The sequence below is a fragment of the Variovorax sp. GW460-12-1-14-LB1 genome, assembly GCF_059423605.1.
On the sequence record NZ_JBWKYF010000026.1, the window covers coordinates 19,286 to 42,775 of the forward strand.

Below are 23,490 nucleotides of genomic sequence, written 5' to 3' on the forward strand. Positions count from 1 at the left end.
GAGAACCACCATGACCATCGCCATCCATCCCGTTCCCGCCGATCCGGTCGACCACCTGCTCGGGATCGGCCTGAAGGACCTCTGGTACCCGATCTGCCCCTCGCACTTCATCAAGGAGAACCCGATCTCCCTGCGCCGCCTCGGCCGCAAGATCGCGCTGTGGCGCGACGGCGAAGGCGTGCTGCACGCGCTGGAAGACCGCTGCCCGCACCGCGGCGCGCCGCTGTCGCAGGGCGTGGTGCTGGGCGACCGGCTCTCGTGCCCGTACCACGGCGTCGAAGTGCGCCACGACGGCGTGGTCACGCGCGTGCCCGGCAGCCCGGGCTGCAAGCTCGAAGGCTCGCGCGCCACGCGGCACTTCCACGTGCAGGAGCGCGCGGGCGCCGTGTTCCTCTACAACGGGAAGGAGTCGGTCGACGTGCCGCCGCCGCTGGTGCTGCCCGAGCAGCTGACCGACGAGGCCGAGTACTCCAACTTCCTTTGCTACACCGAGTGGAAGGGCGACTACCGCTACGTGCTGGACAACGTGATGGACCCGATGCACGGCACCTACCTGCACAAGCAGTCGCACTCGATGGCCGAGGGCGACTCGAGCGCCAAGTTCGGCGTGCGCCCGACCGACATCGGCTTCGTGTTCGAGAAGGAAGGCCAGCGCAACGTCAACTTCGACTGGACCGAGTGGGCCGACACCGGCATCCACTGGATGCGCCTGGAGATTCCGTACCCGAAGACCGGCGGCCCCGGCGGCAACTTCATCATCATCGGCGCCTTCTCGCCCATGGCCAACGGCATGACCGCCACCTTCTTCTGGCGCGCACGCAAGCTGTCGCCGGGCTGGGAGCGCGACACCTGGCGCTTCCTCTACAAGAACCGCCTCGAGGCGCGCCACTGGCACGTGCTGGAACAAGACCGCGTGATGCTCGAAGAAATGGAAGCCGACGCCAACCAGCACGAGAACCTGTACCAGCACGACCTGGGCATCGTCCGTCTGCGTCGCCACATGCGCAACCTCGCGCAGGCACAGCTGGCGCAAGCCGAGGCCGCCACGGCCTGAACTGCAAGCAAGTAAGCAAGCAAGCGAGCATCGCCATGTCTTCTCCCACGCTGAACGCCCTCGTGCACACCATGCGCTACGAGGCCGACGGCATCGTCAGCGTCGAGTTCCGGCCGGCCACGCCGGCGGTGGACTTTCCCGCCTTCGAGGCCGGCTCCCACATCGACCTGCACCTGCCCAACGGGCTGGTGCGCAGCTACTCGCTGTGCAACCCCTCGAGCGACCGCCAGCGCTACGTCGTGGGCGTGCTCAACGACCGCAAGAGCCGCGGCGGCTCGCGCTACGTGCACCAGCAACTGCGCGTGGGCATGACGCTGCCCATCTCGGCGCCGCGCAACAACTTCAAGCTGGAGGAGGGCGCCGAACGCTCGGTGCTGGTGGCCGGCGGCATCGGCGTGACGCCCATCTGGTGCATGCTGCAGCGGCTCATCGCCATCGGCAAGCCGGTCGAAATCGTCTACTGCGCGCGCACCCGCAAGGAAGCCGCCTTCTGCGACGCCATCGAGGCGCTGGCCACCGAGAAATCGGTGCAGCTCACCTGGCACTTCGACGACGAGAAGGGCGCACCGCCCGACCTCGCGTCGCTGCTGGGCGGCAAGGGCGCCACCAGCCACTACTACTGCTGCGGCCCCACGCCGATGCTCGACGCCTTCGAAAGGAGCTGCGAGCAACTGGGCTATGCCAACGCCCACATCGAACGCTTCGCCGCCGTGCATGTGGAGGCGCCCAGCGCCACGCAGACCTGCGTGGTGCAGTGCGCCAAGAGCGGCAAGAGCGTCGAGGTGCCTCCGGGCAAATCGATTCTCGACAGCCTGATCGACGCTGGCCTCAACCCCGACCACAGCTGCAAGGAAGGCGTCTGCGGCGCCTGCGAAACGGCGGTGCTCGAGGGCGAAGTCGATCACCACGACGGCATCCTCACCAAGATCGAACGTGCGTCCAACAAGACCATGATGATCTGCGTCTCTCGCTGCAAGGGCGAGCGGCTGGTGCTGGATATCTGAGCAACAAGGCCACAACCTAAAAGACGGCCGAGAGAAGAAAACCAACCGAGACATTCAATGAAAAAGTACTTGATCGCGATGGCTGCGGCCACCGCGGCTGGCGGAGCGCTGGCCCAATCTTCCGTGACGCTGTTCGGCGTCGTCGATGCCTCCGTGGTCTACACGCGCGGCAGCGGCAACGGATCGGCCCACAAGACGCAGCTGGGCAACAGCGGCAACATGTTCAGCCGCCTCGGTTTTCGCGGCACCGAAGACCTCGGTGGCGGTTACTCGGCCAACTTCTGGCTCGAGATGGGCCTGCAGAACGACAGCGGCACCGGCTTTCCGTCGAACTCGAACAACCAGGCCAGCGGCAACGGCACGCCCGGCGTGCTGAGCTTCAACCGCCGCTCGACCGTGAGCCTGGCCGGCCCCTTCGGCGAAGTGCGCCTGGGCCGCGACTACGTGCCGGCCTTCTGGAACACCGCGATCTTCGACCCCTTCGGCACCGGCGGCGGCATCGGCGCCAACCAGATCTACTTCTCGGGCCTGGGCGGCCTGGTGGCACCCACCGGCACGCGCGCCTCGAACAGCATCGGCTACTTCCTGCCGGCCAACCTGGGCGGCTTCTACGGCCAGGTGATGTACGCGATGGGCGAGAACGATTCGAACTCGGTGCTGCCCGGCACCCAGGTGTCGAACAAGCGCGACGGCCAGCACACCGGCGCGCGCTTCGGCTACCAGAGCGGCGGCCTCAACGTGGCGCTGGCCACCGGCCGCACGCGCTACACCGCCGGCGACCTGCGCGTGACCAACCTGGGCGCGTCCTACACCTTCGATGCGGCGCTCATGAACCTGAAGCTCACGAGCGAGTTGTACAAGGAATCGAAGGGCAGCACCGACGCCAAGGGCGTGCTGATCGGCTTCCAGCTGCCCATCGGGCCGGGCGAGATCAAGGCCTCGTACGCGCGCTACAAGCTGGAGCCCGCCAACGCGGTGCGCGAGCCCACGTCGTCGAAGCTGGCCATCGGCTACGTGCACAACCTGTCCAAGCGCACGGCGGTGTACGGCACCATCGCGCGCATCAGCAACAAGAACGGTGCGACGCAGGCCCTGGCCGGCGCCATCACCATGCCCAACCGCGCCTCCAGCGGCGTCGAGTTCGGCATGCGGCACATGTTCTGACGCGAAGGGGCCGGCATGCGCGCAACCCCCGTCTGGCCGCAGGTGCGGCGCCTCGCGGCGCTGGCCCTCGGATCGCTGCTCGTGGCCGGCTGCGCCGGCATGTCGCCGGCCGCGCCGCCCGCGCCCGGCCAGCTGCTGCTGGCCAGCCCCGACAAGCTGCACGGCCTGCCCGACGCAGGGCGCAACTGGGTCATGTCGTACGCGTCCACCGCCTTCGACGGCGCGAACGCCGTGGTCGTCGGCCAGGTGGCGCTGCCGCGTACGCCCGCGCCCGCCGGCGGCTATCCGGTGATCGCCTGGGCCAACGGCTCGACCGGGCTCGCGCCGCAGTGCGCGCCCTCGCTGGTCGTGAACCGCGAGCGCGATGCCTACCTCAACGCCTGGGTGCAGCAGGGCTATGCCGTGGTGCGCACCGACTACGCAGGGTGGGGCGCCTTCGGGCCCGTGCCCGACCTGCACAGCCGCAGCAACGCCGAGAACCTGGCCGATGCCGTGGCGGCCGCGCATGCGCTCGACGGCACGAAGCTGCGCCCCGACTGGATCGCCGTGGGCCACAGCAAGGGCGGCGGCGCCGTGCTGTGGGCCGCCGGCCTGCCGGACCGCAGCGCCGGCCGCTACCCGCTGCGGGCGGCGATCGCCATCGCGCCCACGGGGCCCGGCGTGCTGCGGTTCATGGACAGCGTGGTGCGCGGCGAAGCGGTCGCCGTCCCGGCGCTGCCCTTCGTGTCGCTGACCGTGATGAGCGCCAAGGCGATGAACCCGGCCATCGACGTGCAGGCCCTGGCCTCGCCCGCGCTGCGCCCGCACCTCGACGCGATGGGTTCCGCCTGCCTTTCGGGGCTGTTCGCGATGCCACCGCTGCCGCCGGGCCCGTACCTGAAGCCCGGCGCGGCGTACGACGCGATGGCCCGGCTGCTGGCCGCGCAGGATGCCTCGTCGCTCACGATGCGGGTGCCCGTGTCGGTCATCCAGGGCGAGAAGGACGAGACGACGGTCACGCCCGACACCACGGCGGCGATGGTGCGCAGCCTGTGTGCGCGCGGCGCGACCGTGCAACTGAAGCAGTACGCCGGACAGACCCACCGGTCGGTCATCGGCGCCTCGCAATCCGACGCGTTCGGGTTCGCCCGAACGGTCCTCGACGCAGGCAGGCCGGCGAGCGACTGTCCCTGAAGCCGCACCGGCCCCCGTGCAACCCACCTGAGAAGAATCCCATGTCATCCAAGGCCATGCGCTGGTACGGGGTCGTCACCCTGTTCGTGATCGTCGCGATCTCCTACGTCGACCGCATCAACATCGCGGTGCTGATCACCGATGCGGCCTTCCTGAAGCACGTGGGCATCGACGCCTCCGACCGCGTGAGCCAGGGCCTGCTGGCCACGGCCTTCATGCTGGGCTACGGCATCTCGGCCTTCGTGCTCACGCCGTTCTGCTCGGCGCTGTTCGGCGTGCGGCGCAGCCTGATCTACGGCCTCGTGCTGTGGGGCGTGGTGACCTGGGCCTCGCCGATGTTCAACAGCTACGGCCTGCTGCTGGCGTCGCGCGTGCTGCTGGGCGTGTCGGAAGGGCCGCTGTTCTCGCTGGCCTCGTCGTACATCAAGGCGCACTTCAAGAGCGACGAGAACGGCAAGCCGAATGCGCTGGTCAACATGGGCACGGGGCTGGGCCTGGCGGTGGGCTATCCGCTGGTGGGCTACCTGCTCACGCAGTTCGAGTGGGACAGCTCGTTCCACGTGCTGGGCGTGCTCAACATCGTGCTGGGCATTCCGCTGGTGCTGGCCTTCGTGCGCATGCCCGCGGGGCACGGCGACGGCATCAAGCCCTCGTCGCTGGGCGATGCGATGTCGCGCGTGGCCGGCATCGTGAAGGGCGCGCTGCACACGCGGCACCTGTTCCTCATCACGCTGCTGACCTCGGCGGCGCTGGCTTACCTCTGGGGCAGCAGCAACTGGCTGCCGACCTACCTGCGCGAGGCGCGCGGCTTCTCGCTGCGCGAGATGGGCTGGATCGCCTCGCTGCCGCAGTACGCCACCGTGCTCGCGGTGTTCACGGGCGGCGTGCTCATCGACAAGCTCGGGCGCGACCGCGTGCCCTTCATCTTCATGGGCGCGAGCGCGGGCGTGGCACTGTCGGTGCTGCTGGCCATCAATGCGCGCGACCCGTACATGGCCGCAACCTGCCTCGTGGCGGCCAACTTCTTCTGGGGCCTGCAAAGCCCCGCCATTCCGAGCACCGTGCAGCACTGCTCGCGGCCCGAGCACACGGCCAGTGCCTTCGGCGTGACCAACGGCGTGGGCAGCCTCGTGGCGGGCTTCATGCCGGCGCTGATGGGCGGCGTGATCAGCGCGGTGTCGCATGGATCGGGCGCGGCGAACACGGCGGTGACGGCGGCCTCGTCGGCGGCGGGTTTCTTCGCGGGCTTTGCACTGCTCATCGGCACGCAGGTCGTCGTGTTCGCATGCGGCTTTCTGCTGTGGTGGCGCGAGCGCGCGCAACGCACTGCTGCAGTCTCTGGTTCACAGCTTTCGTAACCTTCGCCGCGGCTTGAACCTTCGTACTGTGGCCGCTTCGTCACAGTGAAGGCCCCGTGTTTTTGTCATCTGCGTGAGCAGGTGTTTCGGTCGCAGAACCATCTTCGTATCGCATGGCACGCGTCGCGTGCCATGACGCCATTCGGCCTATCGCGCGCGAACAATTGGAGAGAGAAAAGTTCCGCGGATCGTTGAGCTCATTGCATCGATCAGCTACAACTGCGTGCACTTCAACGGACGAGGGAATGCGCGTGAAATCAACCACAAGAGCCGCAGCCAGTCTTGCCGTCGCCATCGCTTTCGCCATGGCCCCGGCCGTTCACCTGACGGGTGAACGCATCGCGTCGATGCACGGGCACTGAGCCCGGCCCGCGACACCCCACCGCGTTCACACGCTCCCCCCCAACACCCCGCGTCCTGACGGGAATGGCGCCGCTCGCCCCGCGCATCCTGGGACCACCGCAGCACACGCGGTGCGGTCCGGCCTGAGCCTGCGTTCCTGACGAACTGTCTGTTCGACGGGAGGGCACTGTGCTGCCCGCATTTCCTGCTGATCTGTCGTTCCACTCATTCCGCGCGCGTCACGCGCATCGCCGGCTATCCGCCGGTGCCTGCGGTGCGGCGCATGTTCCTTACCAAGAGTACCCAGAGGCGATCATGAAATCACTGAATACACCTGTCGTTCATTGCCTGGCCCTCACGGCCGTGACCCTTGCCGCGTTGACGGCCTGCGGCGGCGGCGGAGACAGCGGCGGTGGCGCATCGTTCGGCGGCACCGGCCTGAACGCGCCGTCGCTGGCCAACGCGCCCGCGGCCGACAGCGGCGACACCACCAAGAAGACCCCCGACGACGGCGTGCCCGCTGCACGCGATTCGGCAGTGGCCGCGGTCGATCGCTCGGCCCGGCCGATGGAGTTGCCCGACACGGTCTGGCCCGTGAACTACAAGCTGTGGTTCCGCCCCGATGCGGCGCTCAAGACTTTCGTGGGCCGCGCCGACGTGGAGATCGACGTGCTCAAGCCGGTGGACGCCATCGTCGTCGCCGCGCACGACCTCAACTTTGCGCGCGGGCGCACCACGCTGCGCAAGGTGTCCAAGCCGGGCGAGGTGATCCCGCTGATTCCCACGCCGCAGACGCGCGGCGACTTCGTGCAGCTGCGGCTGAACGACGGCCAGATCGCCAAGGGCAAGTACCTGCTGCACATGGAGTGGGACGGCAAGATCCAGTTCTCCGATGCCGAGTACTGCACGCCGGAAGTGATGGCGAAGAACCCGCTGTGCTCGGCCGCGTCGGGCATCTTCAAGGTGGGCCTCTCGACGCCCGAGGGCGTGAGCAGCGACGCCATCGTGACGCAGGGCGAAACCAACTTCGCACGCCAGTGGTTCCCGGGCTGGGACGAGCCGGCCTTCCGCCACACCTTCGAGATCTCGGCCGAGGTGCCGGGCGACTGGAAGACCGTGTCCAACGGCGCGCAGACGGAGGCCGTGAAACTGCCCGACGGCTACCAGCGCGTCGCCTTCGAGAAGACGCCCTCGATGCCGATGTACCTGGCCTTCTTCGGCGGCGGCAAGTTCGACATCCTGGCCGACACCTTCAAGAACCCGCTCGATGGCAGCGACATGGCGCTGCGCTGGTTCACGCCGCCGGGCCGCTCCGACTGGGCCAAGTTCGCGATGGAGTGGACCAAGGTGTCGATGGACTACTACTACAAGTACACCGGCATCTCGCTGCCCTTCAAGAAGTTCGACACCGTGGCCGCCAACGACAGCTACGACAACAAGCCCAACACCGGCTTCGGCGGCATGGAGAACTGGGGTGCGATCTTCGAGTTTGCCGATGCGGTGCTCACCAAGCCCGGCGACAAGCCCACGCTGTACTCGGTGACCGTGGTCACGCACGAGGTGGCGCACCAGTGGTTCGGCGACCTCGTCACGCTCGACTGGTGGGACAACGTGTGGCTCAACGAGTCGTTTGCGCGCTGGTTCGAACGGCGCACCACGATCAAGTTCCACCCGGAGTACTACAGCTTCTCCGACTACGTGCTCGACAAGCACAACGTGATCGTCGCCGACCTGAAGCCCTCGGCCGTACCGGTGCAGCGCAACCTGAATGATGCAGGCTCCTTCGGCTTCATCAGCCCGGCGATCTTTGTCTACAACAAGGGCAGCCACGTGCTGGAGATGGTGCAGAACTACATCGGCGAAGAGGCGATGCAGAAGGGCCTGCAGATCTATTTGAAGGACTACGCGTTCGGCAACGTCACGCCCACGCGGCTGTGGACCTCGCTGGAGAAGGCCGCCGGCGGCAAGAAGGTGAGCGAGATCGGCGACAGCTTCATCCGCCAGACCGGCATTCCGCTGCTCACGGTCGATGCGCAATGCGCCGGCGACCGCACCTACGTGAACATCACGCAGGAGTCGTTCCCCAACCAGAACCAGTTCCCGGCCTCGACGTGGACCATTCCCGTCACGCTGGCGTACGGCGACGCAATGGAAAAGCGCGAGACCTTCGTGATGTCGAACAACGCCACGCAGGTCGAGCTGCCGGGCTGCACCGCGGTGCTCGCCGGGCCGACGGGGCAGGACTACTACGTGAGCAACTACAGCGCGCCGTCGTGGAGCAACCTGCTGGCCAAGGTGCAGAACTTCGCGGGCAACAAGCCGCTGCTGCTGAACATCGAGCGCGATGCCTTCCGCCTGCTGGGCGTGGGGCGCATCACGCAGGCGCAGTACGACCAGATCAAGGGCGTGCTTAACCTGCCGGCGCCGCTGCTCGCCAAGACGCAGCTGAGTCAGCAGAAGACGGCGGCGGTGGAAGCGGGCGGCAAGGAAGAGTACCCGCACGCGCTGCGCTTCCAGGGCAAGCTGCCGCTGCGCGAGAACCAGAAGCGTTGAGTCGGATGGAACCGAACCTTCTTTCGTGAACCCCGCATGCGCCGCCCGGCGGCGCATGCGTCACTTCATTCGAATCCCATGAACACTCTTCTGAATTCTTTGCTGGCAGTGGCCTGCGTGTCACTGCTCTCGGCCTGCGGCGCGCGCGGCGGGCCCGAGACCGAACTGGTCGGCGTCTATGCCGTCGAACGCAACGGCGTGCTCAAGGAGGTCGTCAAGATCGAGCGCGACGGCGACCGCTACATCATGCGCGACAAGGTGCGCACACCCGAGTGGAGCGAACCGAAGATGCAGCTGCAGCCGGTGACGCGCGAACGCTGGAGCCGCATCACCACCGACACGGAGAACACGTCCTTCGTCGGCATCTCGAGCGACCAGCTCGGCATCTTCAAGGTGCCGCCCGGGTGGCAGAAGAACGGCTTCAAGACGCAGACGGGCTACTTCCTGTTCTATTCGCAGGGACCGGTGGAGGCCCACAAGCTCTGATCGGCCACCACCACGACGACAGCACTCAGTGGGCGCAGGACACTGGGTGCTTCCCGCAGCGAAATCAAGGAGGAGGCCGCAGGCCGGGGGACATTCGCGGAGGGAAGTACCCGGTGGCCTGTGCACGCGCCCTGAACGAGCGCGCTCGATCAGGGCGCAACGATCGCGCCTTCGATGCGATGGCGCTTCAACGCATCGGCCACAAAGCCCGAAGCCTTCATCTCCTCGACGAAGGCAGCAAGCAGCGCCTGCGCCTCGGCCCCCCGGCTGGCCGGCGTTCCCATCGCCTGCTGGATCACCATGAAGCGCCCCGGCAGCACACGCACCCCAGGTGCGCGGGCCGCTTCGCCTTCGAGCAGCTGGCGGATGCCCGCCGCCACCTCGACCTCGCCCGCGCGCAATGCCGCGAGCGCAGGCCCGGCGCCCTGCAGACGCACGATCTCGGCCGCCTTGATCTCGCGCGTGAGGAACAGGTCATAGGCACTGCCAGAGCCGACCGAGATACGGTGGCCTGCGGCATCGACCTGCGCGTTGTCGGTCAGCGCAGAAGATTCAGGCACGAGGTAGCTGCCTTCGATCAGCACATAGGGCGCCGTGAAGCGCAGCCCTTCGCTGCGCGCCGGATCGACCGCGAAGAAACCGATGTCGGTCTTTTCGTTCTTCACCGCGTCCACCGAGGCCGCGGCCTTCTCGAACACGATCAGCTCGATGCCCACGCCAAGGCGCCGCGCGAACTCGCGGGCCAGGTCGATCGATACGCCGACCGGTTCGCCCGTGCTGGCGTCCTTGTTGGCCAGGATCGGGTTGCCGAGGTTGATCGAGGCGCGCAGCGTGCCGCTGGGCGCGAAGGCGGTCACGAGGGCGGAAGAGGGCGATGTGGTCATGGCGTCCGTTCGTCGGGAAGGCGGAAGGAGGGGATGAAGGCCGCCAGTTTACGGGCCGTGGGGCGCCGGCTCAGCGTGCTGACAGGGGCTCCAGCCCCGTCTTCGCGATCGTCGGCGCCGCGGCCGGGGCGTTGAGGTAGCGGATCAGCTGCCGCGCTGCTTCGGGCTGCTTGGAGGCCGTGGCCACGCCGGCCGAGAACACCGTCACGCGCTGCACTTCGGCGGGCAGCGGGCCGATGTAGTCGATGCCCTCGATGGGCAGCAGCTCGCTCACCTGCTGCAGGCCGAGGGCCGCGTCGCCGCGCGCCACCACCGTGCCCACGCGCTCGCTGAGGATGCGCTTGCTCTTGGGCTTCACCAGGTCCTCGATGCCCAGCGTCTTGAGCAGCTCGGTCTCGTAGTAGGTGCCGCTCGCGCTCGCCGAATAGGCGATCGACGGCGCCGCGAGCAGCGTGCGCTTGAGCGCGTCGACCGTGCCGATGTCCGGCTTGGGCGCGCCCTTGCGCACCGCGAAGCCGATCGACGAACGCACCAGGTCGACCTGGCTGCCCGCCACCACCTTGCCCTGCGCCACCAGCGCATCGAGCGCGGGGCGCGCGAGGATCACGACGTCGGCGGGTTCGTTGCGCCCCAGGCGGCTGGGAATCGAATCGCTGGCGTTGCCCATCGACGCGCCGTAAGCCGTCTTCACGCTGCGGCCGGTGCTGCGCTCGAAGCCGGGGCGCAGCTCGTTGTAGGCGGCGGTGAAGCCGCCGGAGGTCATGACGTGGATGTCGCCCGTCGCGGCGGGTGGTGTGCTGACGCAACCGGCGAGCGCGAATGAGGCGGCCAGCGCCAGGGCGGCGCGGCGGGTCAGGGCGGAACGGGGGAAGGCGAAGGCTGTCACGGCGTGTGTCTCCTGAAGATCGTGCCGTGCCATCGTAGGGGGCGAGCCTGTCAATCGGCCTTCAGGAAATTCGGGGTTACTACTAGCGCGAGGGCTTGGGCGGGTCCGCGTCCTTGGCGGGCGCAGCCGCCGCCGGCAGCCGCCCCCGCTTCGCCAGCCCTTCGCGCAGCAGGAACTCGACCTGCGCGTTCGCGCTGCGCAGCTCCTGGGCCGCCAGCCGCTCGATCTCGGCCCACAGGGCCGGATCGATGCGCAGCGGGTAGGACTTCTTACCGGGACTGGCCATCAGGGAACAACGACGTGGCGGCGGTGAACAGGTGCCGTGGATGCATCAGGTGTAGAGCGTGCCCGTGTTGACCACGGGCTGGGTTTCGCGGTCCGAGCACAGTACCACCAGCAGGTTCGACACCATCGAGGCCTTGCGTTCGTCATCGAGCACGACGAGGTTGCGCTCCGACAGCCCCTTGAGGGCAGCCTCGACCATGCCGACCGCGCCCGCCACGATCTGGTGCCGCGCGCTCACGATGGCCACCGCCTGCTGGCGCCGCAGCATCACCTGGGCGATCTCGGGCGCATAGGCCAGGTGCGTGAGCTTGGCATCGAGCACCTCGACGCCGGCGCTGGCAAAGCGCTGGTTCAGCTCGGCCTTGAGGGCGTCGGCCACCACGTCGAGCCCGGCGCGCAGCGTGACCTCGTCGCTTTGCAGGTCGTCGCCGCTGTCGTACGCGTAGAGCGTGGCCAGGTGGCGGATGGCGGCTTCGGACTGGATGGCGACGAACTTGTTGTAGTCGTCGATCTCGAACACGGCCTGCGCCGTGTCGTGCACGCGCCAGACCACGGCCGCGCCGATCTCCACCGGGTTGCCGCGCTTGTCGTTCACCTTCAGCGGCGGCGTGTTCAGGTTGCGCGCGCGCAGCGAAATCTTCTGGCCGGCCTGGAACGGGTTGGTCCAGCGCAAGCCCTCGCTGCGGTCGGTGCCCTGGTACTTGCCGAAGAGCGTGAGGATGATGCCCTCGTTGGGCTTGAGCATGTACAGCCCCGGCAGCAGCGAGACGCCGACGACGATCAGCAAGATGCTCAGGGGCAGCGGCATCATCCGCCGCACGAGAACCCAGGCGCCGACCGCAAGGATCAGCAGCGCCACGGCAACGATGCCGTATCCGTTGACGGACCGGTACGGCCGCTCCCTGCGGACCGGGCGAGGGATGGACGGGGTCTGCTCGTGCATGAAGGCCTCCTGTTGAAAGTGATATCACTCTAATATCTTTTTGGAGGTCGTCAAGGCTTTCTTTCGCCCCGCCTTCGCGGGTTCGGCCGCGTCCCGCAGACACTGCGCAAACTGCGCGACGAGGGGCGGGCTGGCGCGTGGCTTGCGCTGCAGGAGGCCGATCTCGCGATGGAACGTGGCCTCGCCGAGGGACAGCATGCGCACGCCCGGCGGCAGCGGCAAGTGGGCCTCGACCCACGGCACGAGCGCAACGCCCAGGCCCTTGGAGGCCAGGTGGATGAGCCCGGAGATTTCGTCGACCTCGATGGCGTCGTTGACCACGAGGCCTTCACGCTGGAGGAATCGTTCGACCATGCGTCCGCCGAACGATGCGCGGTCGTAGCGCAGGAACGGCTGTTCCTGCAGCAGGGTGCGCCAGTTCCTGCCCGGCACGTTCGCGGGGGCAATGAGCACATAGGGCTCGCGCACCAGGGTCTGCCAGGTCAGCTCGGGAAGAATGCCGAAAGGCGGCCGGATGATCACGGCCGCATCGATGCTGCCGGCGTCCAGGTCGTCCATCAGCCGCATCGACACGCCGGGCGAGATGTGCACGCGCAGCAGGGGGAAGCCGGCGCGCAGTTTTTCGAGCGCCCGCGCCACCAGCGTCGGCTGCGCGGACGCAATGGCGCCGATGCGCAGCAGCCCGGCGTTCGCAGCGTCGTCGGGCAGCTCGCCGAGCTTGGCGTAGAGGCCGCAGATTTCTTCCGCCCGTCCCAGCGTGGTCTCGCCCGCCGCATTCAAGGTGGCAGAGCGGCCTGTGCGGTCGAAAAGCGGGAACCCCAGGGATTCCTCGAGCCGCTTGATCTGGCTGCTGACGGCCGATTGCGTGAGGCCGATGCGCTCTCCCGCCGCGGCGAATGTGCCGTGGCGACACACGGCGATGAAGGTTCGAAGCTCGGTGATCATTCGGGATTCATCGAAATGGGTGGTGCTCAGCGATGAAATATATCGTTTTCGGTTATGTGGATCGCTGCTTAGAGTTTGCTCACCCTGAACTCCTTGATCGATGAACCCCATGAGCACCCCCACTGCACGCATCCCGTTCCACCTGGCCTTTCCCGTGCGCGACATCGCCGAGGCGCGCGCCTTCTACGGCGAGTTGCTCGAATGTCCTGAAGGCCGCAGTTCGACCGAGTGGGTCGACTTCAACTTCCACGGCCACCAGATCGTGGCGCACCTGGCGCCCGACGAATGCGGCCACAAGACGCACAGCGCCGTGGACGGCCATGACGTGCCTGTGCGTCACTTCGGCGCCGTGCTGCCGATGGACCTGTGGCAGGCAATGGCCGACAAGCTCATCGCACGCCAGACGTCATTCGTGATCGAGCCCTACATCCGGTTCAAGGGCGAGCCCGGCGAACAGGCGACGATGTTCTTTCTCGACCCGTCGGGCAACGCCATCGAGCTGAAGTCCTTTGCGGACCTGGATTCGCTGTTCGCCGTCTGAAAGCGCCGACGTGAAAACAACCCACTGCCTTCTGGCGGCCGCAACGGCCGCGGCGCTCCTGCTGTGTGCCGGGCGTGCATCCGCCCAAACCGACGTGCTGAAGAAGATCAGGGAGTCCGGCGCCATCACCATGGGCGTGCGCGACGCCTCGGGCGCCATGTCCTTCACCCTGGGGCCCGGCAGCTACACGGGCTTTCACGTCGAGGTCTGCGAACGTGTCATTGCCGACATCGGGAAGGCGTTGCAGATCGGCAAGATCCACGTGAAGTACCAGCTCGTCACGCCGCAGAACCGCATGCCCCTCGTGCAGAACGGAACGGTCGACATCGAGTGCGGTACCACGACCAACAATGCGGCGCGCCAGAAGGACGTCGCGTTCGCCCCGACGCTCTATGTCGAGGGGGTTCGCATCGCGGTCAAGGCGACATCCGGCGTTGCTTCGGCGGCCCAGCTCGCCGGCAAGGCGGTGGCCGTCACGACGGGGAGCACCTCCGTCCAGCTGCTGAGAAAACTCAAGCGCGACAACGCCCCTGAGATCGCGCAGGTGTACGCCAAGGACAACAGCGAAGGGTTCCTGCTGCTCGAATCGGGCCGCGCGGAGGGCTTCGTCGCCGACGGGCAGATCCTTGCCACCTTGATTTCCAGGAGCAAGGAGCCCGCGCAGTACCGGCTGCTCGACCAGGTGCTCAGCGTCGAGCCGATCGCGATCATGATTCCCAAGGGCGATGCCGCGTTCAAGAAGCTGGTCGATCAAAGCGTCCTGGCGTTGGCAAGGAGCGGGGACGCCGCGCGGATCTACGACAAGTGGTTCATGCAGCCCATTGCGCCGCACGGCGCGAAGGTGGGACTGCCGGCCAGCGCCCTGACCAGGGCCGCCTGGGCCAACCCCAGCGACAAGCCGATGGAAGACTACGAGGTGCGATAGGGCGGCACCCGCAAGGCGACGAGGTCGAATCAGGCGATCAGGTCGAAGCAGCAGCCCGCGTAGTAAGGCTCGTCCCCGCCATCGACGAAGGGCACCTCGATCGGCTTGCCCTCGTTGCGCCACACGTCGCGCTTGCGATAGCCGGAGCGTGCCAGGTCGGCCAGCAGCTCGTCGTGGTGCTGGATGCGGTAGGCGCACACGGCCACGCCGATGCTGTTGAGCGTGTAGATCGTGCGCTCGGGGTGCACGGCCGTGGTGTTCATGACGATGCGCCGGGGCTTCACGGCGAGCGCGGAAAGAATCGCGTCCATGCGCATCGGCAGGTACTGCAGGCTGCCCGACACGTACAGCACGTCGCAGCCGCTCGCATCGCGGTAGTCGGTGGTGAAGCCGAGCTGCGCGGTCGCCTCACGCTTGACGGCCATCGCGCGGCCGCTCTCGACCACGCCGGGCACGTCGCACACCGTCCAGCGCAGGGTGTCGGGGTAGCTCAGCACGCGCCGGAAGGCGTAGTACTTGATGCCGACGTGCCCGCCCAGGTCGAACACGCGCGTCAGGCCCGCGTCGATGGAGCGGCCCAGCCAGAAGAGGCCGGGATAGTCGTAGAAATAGATCTGCGGGCTGTAGAGCTCGCCCGCGTCGGCGTTGGCGTAGCCGACGGCCTTGCTGGGCGGCGCGCCAGCCTCGGCCGCCTCGAAGCTCTCGAACGACCCCATGAAGAGGTTCTCGTCCGTGTTGTTCAGGAACTTGCGCCGGTAGGCGCTCTCGCGGGGCGGGAAGGTCAGCAGGCTTGAAAGCATGTCTCTCTCCTGTGGCTTTCGCATTCTGAGCGCAACCGGCGTCTTTGGGGGGCGATAGCCCAGTGCCGCGGGGGCGGTTACCCCGTGGGGGTTTACATGCCGCTCGCCAGTGCCGCAGCCGCCGCGCGGGTCTCCACCCCCAGCTTCTCGAAGATGTGCTCCAGGTGCTTGTTCACCGTGCGCGGGCTGGTGCCCAGGATCTCGCCGATGTCGCGGTTGGTCTTGCCCTTGGCGAGCCAGGACAGCACCTCGGTCTCGCGCGGCGTGAGGGCCGCGTCGGCCAGGCGCGCGGCCGGCCCTTCGCGCTGGATGGCGAACAGCAGCATGGTCTCGCCCAGCGCCGCCGCACCCAGGTTGCGCACCGACAGGCGCATGCCCGTGGCGGTGCCGATGGCGATCGACGCACCCGGCGCCAGCGCAGGCTCCACCGACGCGGGCAGGCGCCCCGGCGCCACCGGGTCTTCGAGCGCATGCAGCCACAGCGCGGCCTGCGGCGAGCGCCAGGCGATGCGCCCGCGCGTGTCGACGAACACCACGCCCATGCCCGCCACGTCGACCGCGTCGCGCGCCATGCGCGTGATGCGGGCGTTGCGCGTGTGGGTGTGCAGCCGCGCCAGCACCTCCTGCGCGCGGATCGGCTTCACCACGTAGTCGACGCCGCCGCACTCGAAGCCCTCGACCACGTGCGCGGTTTCCGACAGGCCCGTCATGAACAGCACCGGGATGTGCGCCAGCGCTGCGTTGGCCTTGATGCGCCGGCAGGTCTCGAAGCCCGAGAGGCCGGGCATGAGGCCGTCGAGCAATATCGCGTCGGGCACCACCAGCTCGAGCCGCTGCAGCGCGGCCTCGCCGTCGGCCGCCACCAGCACGGTGTAGCCACTGGCCTCCAGCGTGTCGCACAGCATGCCCAGGCTGCTGGGGGCGTCGTCCACCACCAGCACGACGGGGCGTTCGGATTCATGACCGGGCGAGGGGAGTGTCTGCATCTTCTGCCAGTGCGTTGCGGAGGTTGTCGAGTTCGAAGCGCGCGACCATGCCGCGCAGCCAGGTGCAGGTGGCGGCCGCGGCGGGCGAGGCCGCGGCCAGCCGGTCGAGCGCGGTGTGCAGGCCGCGCACGTGGCCCATCTGCACCAGGCGCATGAGGTCGGCGCGGTCGTCTTCGCCGAGCGCGAGCAGGGGCGGGCGCGGCGGCGCCAGGTCGGGGTCGGTGGGCGGCGGCAGGGCGTCGCCCGTCGCCAGCCATTCGAGGCCCAGGTGCCGCTCCAGCGTGGCGATGAGTTCCGACTCGATCACCGGCTTGCCCACGAAGGCCTGGCAGCCCGCGGCGCGCAACCGGTCGGCCTGGTTCTCGAACATGTTGGCCGAGACGATGATGATCGGCAGCTCGGCAAAGCCCGAGGCCCGCACCGAGCGCGCGGTCTGCCAGCCGTCCATGTCGTCCATCGTCAGGTCCAGCAGAATGGCCGAGGGCAGCTCTTCGCGCAGGCTGTCCAGGCACTCGGTGCCACTGGCCGCCTCGCGCACCGTGAAGCCCAGCGGCGCGAGCATGCCGGCGAGCATCTGGCGCTGCACCGGCTGGTCGTCCACCACCAGCAGCGTGCGGCGCTCGCCCAGGTAGCCCGACACCGGCTCGCGCGAGCCCGCCTGCGGGCCGGGATCGGCCACCTCACGCAGGTACACGCGCACGCTGAAGGTGCTGCCCGCCGACGAGGTCGACGCCAGCTTGAGCTCGCCGCCCATCAGCGAGGTGAGCAGCCCGGTGATCGTGAGGCCCAGCCCCGTGCCCGGCTCGCCGCGCCGGCGGCCCGCGGCGCCGCGCTCGAAGGGCAGGAAGATGCGCTGGCGGTCCTGCGGCGCCACGCCGATGCCGGTGTCGACCACGTCGAAGCGCAGCACCTCGCGCCGTGCATCCACATGCAGCGTGACGGTGCCGCTGTCGGTGAAGCGCACGGCGTTGGTCAGCAGGTTGATGAGAATCTGGCGCAGCCACTTCACGTCGGCATGCACCCACGGTGGCAGCCGGCCCGCATGCGTGTAGACGAACGCCAGGCCCTTGGCCTCGGCCTGCGGGCGCACCATCTGCACCACCTGGTCGAGAAAGGCCGGCAGCGCCAGCGGCGAGGGCTCCAGCTGCAGCCGGCCGGCCTCGATGCGCGCGAGGTCGAGCAGCCCGTCGATGAGGCCCAGCATGTGCTCGCCGCTGCGGTGGATGGTCTGCACCGCCTCGCGCGGCGGCAGGGCCGCGTCGCCGCCCTTGAGCAGGATCTGCGAGTACCCCAGGATGCTGTTGAGCGGCGTGCGCAGTTCGTGCGTCATGCCGGCCACGTAGCGCGTCTTGGCCTGGTTCGCGGCTTCGGCGGCTTCCTTGGCGGTCTGCAGCGCGGCGTCGGTGCGGCGGTGCGCTTCGATCTCCAGGGCCAGCAGGTTGTTGTGGCGGTTCGATTCCTCCTGCGCCATCTGCCGGCTCTCGCTGCCCAGCACCACCCACCACGCGGCCACGGCGGCGATCACCGAGAGCAGCGCGAACACTTTGAGAAAGGCCGTCGCCATCGCCGAATCGATGGTGCCCGCAATGGCCTCCTGCGCGTAGACCACGCCCACCACCGTGGCGAGCAGCGCGATCAGCGAGGTGGCGACCAGCAGGTAATGCGCGACGCGGAAGTTCAGTCGCGCCGACAGCGCGGGCGGCAGCAGCGCCTGCAGCCAGCCGCTCATCTGCTCGGCCGCGCGCGAGTCGGTCTTGCAGCGGTCGTGGCAGCGCGATTCGAGCGTGCAGCACAGCGAGCAGATCGGCGCGCTGTAGGCCGGGCAGTGCGCCATGTCTTCCGATTCGAAGCTGTTGTCACACACCGAGCATTTCACGCTCTGGCCCGGCGTCCAGCGGTCGATGTCGGTGCGCGCCAGGTAGTAGCGCCCGCGCGTCCGCCACGCCAGCAGCGGTGACACGGCCATGGCCGTGGCCAGCGCGATGAAGGGCGAGAAGGCCCGCGCCCACTGGCCGAGCGCGCCCGAATAGGCCAGCATCGCCAGCGCCGCCGCCACCAGCATCGCGACCAGGCCCACGGGGTTGATGTCGTACAGGTGCGCGCGCTTGAACTCGATGGTCTTCGGGCTCCAGCCCAGCGGCTTGTTGATGACCAGGTCGGCCACCAGCGCGCCGACCCAGGCAATGGCGATGTTGCTGTAGAAGCCCAGCACGTGCTCCAGCGCGGCGAAGACGCCCAGCGCCATCAGCAAAATCGCGATGGCCACGTTGAACACCAGCCACACCACGCGCCCCGGGTGGCTGTGCGTGAGCCGCGCGAAGAAGTTCGACCACGCGAGCGAGCCCGCATAGGCGTTGGTCAGGTTGATCTTCATCTGCGACACGACCACGAACAGCACCGTGATGCCCAGCACCCACGCCGGATCGCGCAGCACGTACGAGAAGCCCGTGAGGTACATCTGCGTCGGCTCGATCGCGTGGTTGGCCGGTATCTCGTGCTGCAGCGCCAGGAAGGCGAGGAATGCGCCGCCCATCATCTTCAGCATGCCCGGCACGATCCAGCCCGGCCCGGCGACCAGCACCGCGGTCCACCAGCGCCCGCGGTTGGCGGCGGTCTTCTCGGGCAAAAAGCGCAGGTAGTCGACCTGCTCGCCGATCTGCACCACGAGCGAGAAGGCCACCGTGGCGGCAGCGCCGAACATCAGCGGATCGAAACCGCTGCTGTCCGAGGTGCGGCCCACGAGGCCGGTGAAGTCGGCATACAGCTCGGGCTTTTTCACCACCACCGCGATGAAGGGGCAGACGAACAGCACGATCCAGATCGGCTGCGTCCACAGCTGCAGCCCCGAAATGAGCGTGATGCCGCGCGCCACCAGCGGAATGATCACGATCGACGACACCAGGTACAGCAGCCACAGCGGCCAATCGAGGTACATCTGCAGCGCCAGCGCGAGGATGGCCGCTTCGAGCGCGAAGAAGATGAAGGTGAAGCTCGCGTAGATCAGCGAGGTGAGCGTGGAGCCCAGGTAGCCGAAGCCCGCGCCGCGCGTGAGCAGGTCCATGTCCACGCCGTGGCGGGCGGCGTAGTACGAGATGGGCAAGCCAGTGAGAAAGGTGATGAGCCCTACCACCAGGATCGCCCACAGCGCGTTCGAGAAACCGTAGCTCAGCGCGATGGCGCCGCCGATGGCCTCCAGCGCCAGGAACGAGGTGGCGCCGAAGGCCGCGTTTGCCACGCGGAACTCCGACCACTTGCGAAAGCTGCGCGGCGTGTAGCGCAGCGCGTAGTCCTCCAGCGTCTCGTTCGCGACCCAGGCGTTGTAGTCGCGGCGGATGCGAAAGATCTTCTGTCCGGAGACGGATGTCATGGCGGGTTCTCGCGGCGGCGGCAACGGTGGCATGCGGCAGGTACAGCAAGAAGCGCTCCCTGCTGTCCCGTGCCTTGTCTGCTCGCGAGTCTGCGGCCCGGGCAGGGGCGCATCGCTACGTTGAATGACGTATTCGCGCAGAGGCAAGTGATTTCTAAAGTACCAGCCATGGTGCTCGCAGCACCGTCCGATGCACTGCGATGGTGCGCGGCTCACTCTTCTTTCAACCTGCCTGGAGTTCCTGATGTCGCGTGATTCCGATCCTTCTTCCCTCGATGCCATGGCACTGCGCCGCCGCCGCCTGCTGCAGGGCGCCGCCGCGCTGCCCGTGATGGGCCTGAGCGGCCTGAGCTTCGGCCAGGGTCAGTTCCCCACGGCCAAGGTCAACACCACCAAGCTCGCGGTGACCGACACCGAGGTCACGGTAGGCCAGCTGCATTCGTCCACCGGCACCATGGCCATTTCGGAGACCGGCTCCATCCAGGCCGAGCAGCTCGCCATCGACCAGATCAACGCGATGGGCGGCATCCTGGGTCGCAAGATCAAGGTCATCAAGGAAGACGGCGCCTCCGACTGGCCCACCTTCGCCGAGAAGTCGAAGAAGCTCCTGGTCAACGACAAGGTCGCGGCCGTGTTCGGCTGCTGGACCAGCGCCTCGCGCAAGGCCGTGCTGCCGGTGTTCGAAAAAGAGAACGGCCTCTTGTACTACCCGACCTTCTACGAAGGCCTGGAGCAGAGCAAGAACGTGATCTACACGGGCCAGGAAGCCACGCAGCAGATCATCTGGGGCCTCGACTGGGGCGCGAAGGAGAAGAAGGCCAAGACCTTCTTCCTCGTCGGCTCCGACTACATCTGGCCGCGCACCTCGATGAAGATCGCGCGCAAGCACATCGAGAACTTCCAGAAGGGTTCGGTCAAGGGCGAGGAGTACTACCCGCTGGGCCACACCAACTTCAACTCGCTGATCAACAAGATCAAGGTGGCCAAGCCCGACTGCATCTTCGCGGCGGTGGTGGGCGGCTCGAATGTGGCCTTCTACAAGCAGCTCAAGGCCGCGGGCATCACGGGCGACAAGCAGTTCCTGCTGACGCTGGCCGTGACCGAGGACGAGATGACCGGCGTGGGCGGCGAGAACTTCGCGGGCTTCTACTCGTCGATGAAGTACTTCCAGACGCTGGACAACGAGAACAACAAGAAGTTCGTGGCCGCCTTCAAGGCCAAGTACGGCAAGGACGCGGTGATCGGCGACGTGACGCAGGCGGGCTACCTGGGCCCGTGGCTGTGGAAGGCCGCGGTGGAGAAGGCGGGCAGCTTCGACATCGACAAGGTGGTAGCGGCGTCGCCGGGCATCGAGCTGAAGACGGCGCCGGAAGGCTACGTGAAGCTGGATGCCAACCACCATCTGTGGAGCAAGGCGCGCATCGGGCAGGGGCAGCTGGATGGCAGCTTCAAGGTCGTTGCCGAATCGGGCGAACTGATCAAGCCCGATCCGTTCCCGAAGGGGTATCAGTAACTCCCCCGAAGCGGCTCACTTCGTGTAGCCGCCTCCCCCTCAAGGGGGCGACACCTGCGGCCCGGCAAAGCCGGTTCCGCGGTGTCTCACGACTTGTTCCCTGACCCTTACCGGATATTGCGCAATGAGCCTCTCGGACATGATGAACATCGGCCTGATGCAGGGCTTCGCGGGGCTGAGCCTCTTCGCGGTGCTGCTGCTCATGGGCCTCGGGCTCGCGATCATCTTCGGGCAGATGGGCGTGATCAACATGGCGCATGGCGAGTTCATGACCATCGGCGCCTACTCGATCTTCCTGGCCGCGCAGGTGACCGAACGCATGGCGCCCTCGCTCATGCCGTACTACTTTCCGATCGCGATCGGGCTGGCCTTCGTGTTCGCCTTCATCGCCGGCTGGCTCGTGGAGTGGGCGCTGATCCGCCACCTGTACAAGCGACCGCTCGACACGCTGCTCGCCACCTGGGGCGTCAGCCTGGGCCTGCAGCAGATTTTCCGCACCTTCATCGGCCCGAAGGAAGTGAGCCCCACGCTGCCCGAATGGCTCATGGGCTCGTGGACGCCGCATGAAGGCCTGGACATTCCGATCAACGGCCTGTTCGTGCTGGCGCTCACCGCGCTGGTCACGGGCGGCGTGCTCATCGCCTTGCACAAGAGCCGCTGGGGCCTGCGGGTGCGTGCCACCGTGGCCAACCGCACCATGGCGAACGCCACCGGCATCGACACGAAGAAGACCGACCGCCTCACCTTCGCCATCGGCTGCGGCATTGCCGGCGTGGCGGGCGCGGCCTTCACCACCATCGGATCGACCGGGCCGACCTCGGGTTCGCTGTACATCGTCGACGCCTTCCTGGTCGTCACCTTCGGGGGCGCCGCGAGCTTGCTGGGCACCGTGGTCTCGGCCTTCGGCATCGCGCAGACGCAGTCGATCTCCGAGTTCTTCATGACCGGCTCGATGGCCAAGGTGCTGACGCTGTCTTTGATCGTGCTGATTCTCATGATGCGACCGCAGGGACTTTTCGCAGTCAAGGTCCGTCGCTGAACCCGAATCCTTCCCGGAGAACCTCCCGATGAATTTCCTCAAGGCCTCGATCCGGCGCTACCAGCTCGGCAGCCTCCTGCTGCTGGTGCTGCTGCTCGCGGTGGTGCTGCCGCTGTCGCTCGACATCTTCCGCCTCAACCTCGTGGGTAAGTACCTCAGCTACGCCTTCGTGGCCGTGGGGCTCGTCATGGTGTGGGGCTACGGCGGCGTGCTGAGCCTGGGGCAGGGCGTGTTCTTCGGCATCGGCGGCTATGCGATGGCGATGTTCCTCAAGCTCGAAGCCTCCGACCCGATCACGACCAAGATCCAGTCGACGCCCGGCATTCCGGACTTCATGGACTGGAACCAGATCACCGAGCTGCCCGCGCTGTGGCTGCCGTTCAAGAGCCTGCCGCTGAGCCTGGCGCTGGTGGTGCTGGCGCCGATGGCGCTGGCCTGGCTCATCAGCTTCGCGATGTTCAAGCGCCGCGTGGGCGGCGTGTACTTCGCGATCATCACGCAGGCGGTGGCGCTCATCTGCACCGTGCTCATCATCGGCCAGCAGGGCTACACGGGCGGCGTGAACGGCATGACCGACCTGAAGACGCTGCTGGGCTGGGACACGCGCACCGACAGCGCCAAGTACATCCTCTACTACGTCTGCGTGGGCCTGCTGGTGGCCAGCATCCTGCTGTGCCGCTGGGTGCAGACGAGCAAGCTGGGCACGCTGCTGCTGGCCATGCGCGACAAGGAAGACCGCGTGCGCTTCTCGGGCTACGACGTGTCGAACTTCAAGGTCTTCACCTTCTGCCTGGCGGCCGGGCTCTCGGGCATCGGTGGCGCGATGTTCGCGCTGCAGGTGGGCTTCATGTCGCCGAGCTTCGTGGGCATCGTGCCCTCGATCGAGATGGTGATCTTCTGCGCCGTCGGTGGCCGCATGAGCCTGGTGGGCGCGGTGTACGGCGCGCTGCTGGTGAACGCGGGCAAGACGCTGTTCTCCGAGAGCTTTCCCGACCTGTGGCTGTTCCTGATGGCCGCGCTCTTCATCGGCGTGACCATGGCCTTCCCGATGGGCCTGGCGGGCCTGTGGGAAGACACGATCAAGCCGTGGTGGGCCTCGCGCCGGCAGGCCCTGCGCGACGCCGCGACGAAGCCACCGCCCGCCGCCGTGTCGGCCCCTTCACCCGTCGCCGCGCCGCAGGCCGAGCCCGTGCTGCCCGAAGGCATCGGCCGCCAGCGCGCCTGACCGAACCCGGAGCCCCC

General features: G+C 67.6%; 20 protein-coding genes. 12 read left to right on the forward strand and 8 right to left on the reverse strand.

Translation table 11 applies throughout. The features are described 5' to 3' along the window. Nucleotides 1-10: 10 nt before the first annotated feature. From AC07Y4_RS15250 to AC07Y4_RS15280, 7 genes are all read left to right on the forward strand, one after another. On the forward strand, nt 11-1,054 hold the full coding sequence (locus AC07Y4_RS15250) for a Rieske 2Fe-2S domain-containing protein (RefSeq protein WP_487847164.1): 1,044 nt from the start codon (nt 11-13) through the stop codon (nt 1,052-1,054). Between the two features lie 35 nt (nt 1,055-1,089). Further along, nucleotides 1,090-2,058 (forward strand): PDR/VanB family oxidoreductase, encoded by a 969-nt coding sequence (locus AC07Y4_RS15255; protein ID WP_390344438.1) that lies wholly within the window; start codon nt 1,090-1,092, stop codon nt 2,056-2,058. A 57-nt stretch (nt 2,059-2,115) separates the two neighbouring features. Next, nucleotides 2,116-3,222 (forward strand): porin, encoded by a 1,107-nt coding sequence (locus AC07Y4_RS15260; protein WP_159277223.1) that lies wholly within the window; start codon nt 2,116-2,118, stop codon nt 3,220-3,222. 15 nt (nt 3,223-3,237) lie between these two features. Further along, a complete protein-coding gene (locus AC07Y4_RS15265; protein WP_487847163.1) occupies nt 3,238-4,395 on the forward strand; it encodes an alpha/beta hydrolase family protein in 1,158 nt (385 codons plus the stop codon). Nucleotides 4,396-4,436: 41 nt separating this feature from the next. Then, on the forward strand, nt 4,437-5,753 hold the full coding sequence (locus tag AC07Y4_RS15270) for an MFS transporter (protein ID WP_487847162.1): 1,317 nt from the start codon (nt 4,437-4,439) through the stop codon (nt 5,751-5,753). A gap of 657 nt (nt 5,754-6,410) precedes the next feature. After that, on the forward strand, nt 6,411-8,648 hold the full coding sequence (locus tag AC07Y4_RS15275) for a M1 family metallopeptidase (RefSeq protein ID WP_487847161.1): 2,238 nt from the start codon (nt 6,411-6,413) through the stop codon (nt 8,646-8,648). A 78-nt stretch (nt 8,649-8,726) separates the two neighbouring features. Further along, nucleotides 8,727-9,134: a hypothetical protein gene (locus AC07Y4_RS15280; RefSeq protein ID WP_487847160.1), complete on the forward strand. Its 408-nt coding sequence runs from the start codon at nt 8,727-8,729 to the stop codon at nt 9,132-9,134. A 149-nt stretch (nt 9,135-9,283) separates the two neighbouring features. On the opposite strand, the gene AC07Y4_RS15285 is transcribed toward AC07Y4_RS15280, so the two are convergent. The 5 genes from AC07Y4_RS15285 to AC07Y4_RS15305 all read right to left on the reverse strand — a co-directional run bounded on the left by AC07Y4_RS15285 (nt 9,284) and on the right by AC07Y4_RS15305 (nt 13,077). Further along, entirely contained in the window at nt 9,284-10,018 is a 735-nt protein-coding gene (locus AC07Y4_RS15285; protein WP_487847159.1) for a transporter substrate-binding domain-containing protein, read from the reverse strand. A 70-nt stretch (nt 10,019-10,088) separates the two neighbouring features. Next, on the reverse strand, nt 10,089-10,937 hold the full coding sequence (locus AC07Y4_RS15290) for a substrate-binding domain-containing protein (RefSeq protein ID WP_487847158.1): 849 nt from the start codon (nt 10,935-10,937) through the stop codon (nt 10,089-10,091). 49 nt (nt 10,938-10,986) lie between these two features. Further along, nucleotides 10,987-11,190 (reverse strand): type II toxin-antitoxin system antitoxin, encoded by a 204-nt coding sequence (locus AC07Y4_RS15295; protein ID WP_062474617.1) that lies wholly within the window; start codon nt 11,188-11,190, stop codon nt 10,987-10,989. A 45-nt stretch (nt 11,191-11,235) separates the two neighbouring features. Next, nucleotides 11,236-12,132 (reverse strand): SPFH domain-containing protein, encoded by an 897-nt coding sequence (locus AC07Y4_RS15300; RefSeq protein ID WP_095744991.1) that lies wholly within the window; start codon nt 12,130-12,132, stop codon nt 11,236-11,238. A gap of 24 nt (nt 12,133-12,156) precedes the next feature. Beyond that, nucleotides 12,157-13,077, reverse strand: coding sequence for a LysR family transcriptional regulator (locus AC07Y4_RS15305; protein WP_487847342.1), 921 nt, complete (start codon nt 13,075-13,077; stop codon nt 12,157-12,159). Between the two features lie 109 nt (nt 13,078-13,186). Between AC07Y4_RS15305 and AC07Y4_RS15310 the strand changes: the two genes are divergently transcribed. Next, nucleotides 13,187-13,618 (forward strand): VOC family protein, encoded by a 432-nt coding sequence (locus AC07Y4_RS15310; protein WP_070060349.1) that lies wholly within the window; start codon nt 13,187-13,189, stop codon nt 13,616-13,618. A 10-nt stretch (nt 13,619-13,628) separates the two neighbouring features. Further along, a complete protein-coding gene (locus AC07Y4_RS15315) occupies nt 13,629-14,543 on the forward strand; it encodes an amino acid ABC transporter substrate-binding protein (protein ID WP_062474625.1) in 915 nt (304 codons plus the stop codon). 29 nt (nt 14,544-14,572) lie between these two features. Here AC07Y4_RS15315 and AC07Y4_RS15320 read toward each other — a convergent pair whose 3' ends face one another. The 3 genes from AC07Y4_RS15320 to AC07Y4_RS15330 form a co-directional block, all read right to left on the reverse strand. Then, nucleotides 14,573-15,343 carry a TIGR04325 family methyltransferase gene (locus AC07Y4_RS15320; RefSeq protein ID WP_487847157.1) on the reverse strand — a complete coding sequence of 257 codons (771 nt, stop codon included), beginning with the start codon at nt 15,341-15,343 and terminating at the stop codon, nt 14,573-14,575. A 92-nt stretch (nt 15,344-15,435) separates the two neighbouring features. Further along, complete coding sequence (locus AC07Y4_RS15325; RefSeq protein WP_062474629.1) at nt 15,436-16,329, reverse strand: response regulator transcription factor; 894 nt, start codon at nt 16,327-16,329, stop codon at nt 15,436-15,438. Continuing rightward, nucleotides 16,301-19,696 (reverse strand): hybrid sensor histidine kinase/response regulator, encoded by a 3,396-nt coding sequence (locus AC07Y4_RS15330; protein ID WP_495274814.1) that lies wholly within the window; start codon nt 19,694-19,696, stop codon nt 16,301-16,303. Before AC07Y4_RS15330 ends, AC07Y4_RS15325 begins: the two co-directional genes overlap by 29 nt. Before the next feature lie 244 nt (nt 19,697-19,940). On the opposite strand from AC07Y4_RS15330, the gene urtA reads away from it, so the two are divergent. From urtA to urtC, 3 genes are all read left to right on the forward strand, one after another. After that, nucleotides 19,941-21,209, forward strand: a complete 1,269-nt coding sequence (gene urtA / locus AC07Y4_RS15335; protein WP_062478305.1) for an urea ABC transporter substrate-binding protein — start codon at nt 19,941-19,943, stop codon at nt 21,207-21,209. Nucleotides 21,210-21,333: 124 nt separating this feature from the next. Then, a complete protein-coding gene (urtB, locus tag AC07Y4_RS15340) occupies nt 21,334-22,248 on the forward strand; it encodes an urea ABC transporter permease subunit UrtB (RefSeq protein WP_139701702.1) in 915 nt (304 codons plus the stop codon). 28 nt (nt 22,249-22,276) lie between these two features. Beyond that, on the forward strand, nt 22,277-23,473 hold the full coding sequence (urtC, locus tag AC07Y4_RS15345) for an urea ABC transporter permease subunit UrtC (RefSeq protein ID WP_487847154.1): 1,197 nt from the start codon (nt 22,277-22,279) through the stop codon (nt 23,471-23,473). The last annotated feature ends 17 nt before the right edge of the window (nt 23,474-23,490 follow it).

Coding starts and splice junctions, on each gene's coding strand:
- AC07Y4_RS15320 (WP_487847157.1), bottom strand. CDS start 15,343: ATGCTTTCAAGCCTGCTGACCTTCCCGCCCCGCGAGAGCGCCTACCGG.
- AC07Y4_RS15325 (WP_062474629.1), bottom strand. CDS start 16,329: ATGCAGACACTCCCCTCGCCCGGTCATGAATCCGAACGCCCCGTCGTG.
- AC07Y4_RS15260 (WP_159277223.1), top strand. CDS start 2,116: ATGAAAAAGTACTTGATCGCGATGGCTGCGGCCACCGCGGCTGGCGGA.
- urtA (WP_062478305.1), top strand. CDS start 19,941: ATGTCGCGTGATTCCGATCCTTCTTCCCTCGATGCCATGGCACTGCGC.
- AC07Y4_RS15255 (WP_390344438.1), top strand. CDS start 1,090: ATGTCTTCTCCCACGCTGAACGCCCTCGTGCACACCATGCGCTACGAG.
- urtC (WP_487847154.1), top strand. CDS start 22,277: ATGAATTTCCTCAAGGCCTCGATCCGGCGCTACCAGCTCGGCAGCCTC.
- AC07Y4_RS15275 (WP_487847161.1), top strand. CDS start 6,411: ATGAAATCACTGAATACACCTGTCGTTCATTGCCTGGCCCTCACGGCC.
- AC07Y4_RS15280 (WP_487847160.1), top strand. CDS start 8,727: ATGAACACTCTTCTGAATTCTTTGCTGGCAGTGGCCTGCGTGTCACTG.
- AC07Y4_RS15290 (WP_487847158.1), bottom strand. CDS start 10,937: ATGGCACGGCACGATCTTCAGGAGACACACGCCGTGACAGCCTTCGCC.
- AC07Y4_RS15285 (WP_487847159.1), bottom strand. CDS start 10,018: ATGACCACATCGCCCTCTTCCGCCCTCGTGACCGCCTTCGCGCCCAGC.
- AC07Y4_RS15265 (WP_487847163.1), top strand. CDS start 3,238: ATGCGCGCAACCCCCGTCTGGCCGCAGGTGCGGCGCCTCGCGGCGCTG.
- AC07Y4_RS15250 (WP_487847164.1), top strand. CDS start 11: ATGACCATCGCCATCCATCCCGTTCCCGCCGATCCGGTCGACCACCTG.
- AC07Y4_RS15305 (WP_487847342.1), bottom strand. CDS start 13,077: ATGATCACCGAGCTTCGAACCTTCATCGCCGTGTGTCGCCACGGCACA.
- AC07Y4_RS15300 (WP_095744991.1), bottom strand. CDS start 12,132: ATGCACGAGCAGACCCCGTCCATCCCTCGCCCGGTCCGCAGGGAGCGG.
- urtB (WP_139701702.1), top strand. CDS start 21,334: ATGAGCCTCTCGGACATGATGAACATCGGCCTGATGCAGGGCTTCGCG.
- AC07Y4_RS15330 (WP_495274814.1), bottom strand. CDS start 19,696: ATGACATCCGTCTCCGGACAGAAGATCTTTCGCATCCGCCGCGACTAC.
- AC07Y4_RS15270 (WP_487847162.1), top strand. CDS start 4,437: ATGTCATCCAAGGCCATGCGCTGGTACGGGGTCGTCACCCTGTTCGTG.
- AC07Y4_RS15310 (WP_070060349.1), top strand. CDS start 13,187: ATGAGCACCCCCACTGCACGCATCCCGTTCCACCTGGCCTTTCCCGTG.
- AC07Y4_RS15295 (WP_062474617.1), bottom strand. CDS start 11,190: ATGGCCAGTCCCGGTAAGAAGTCCTACCCGCTGCGCATCGATCCGGCC.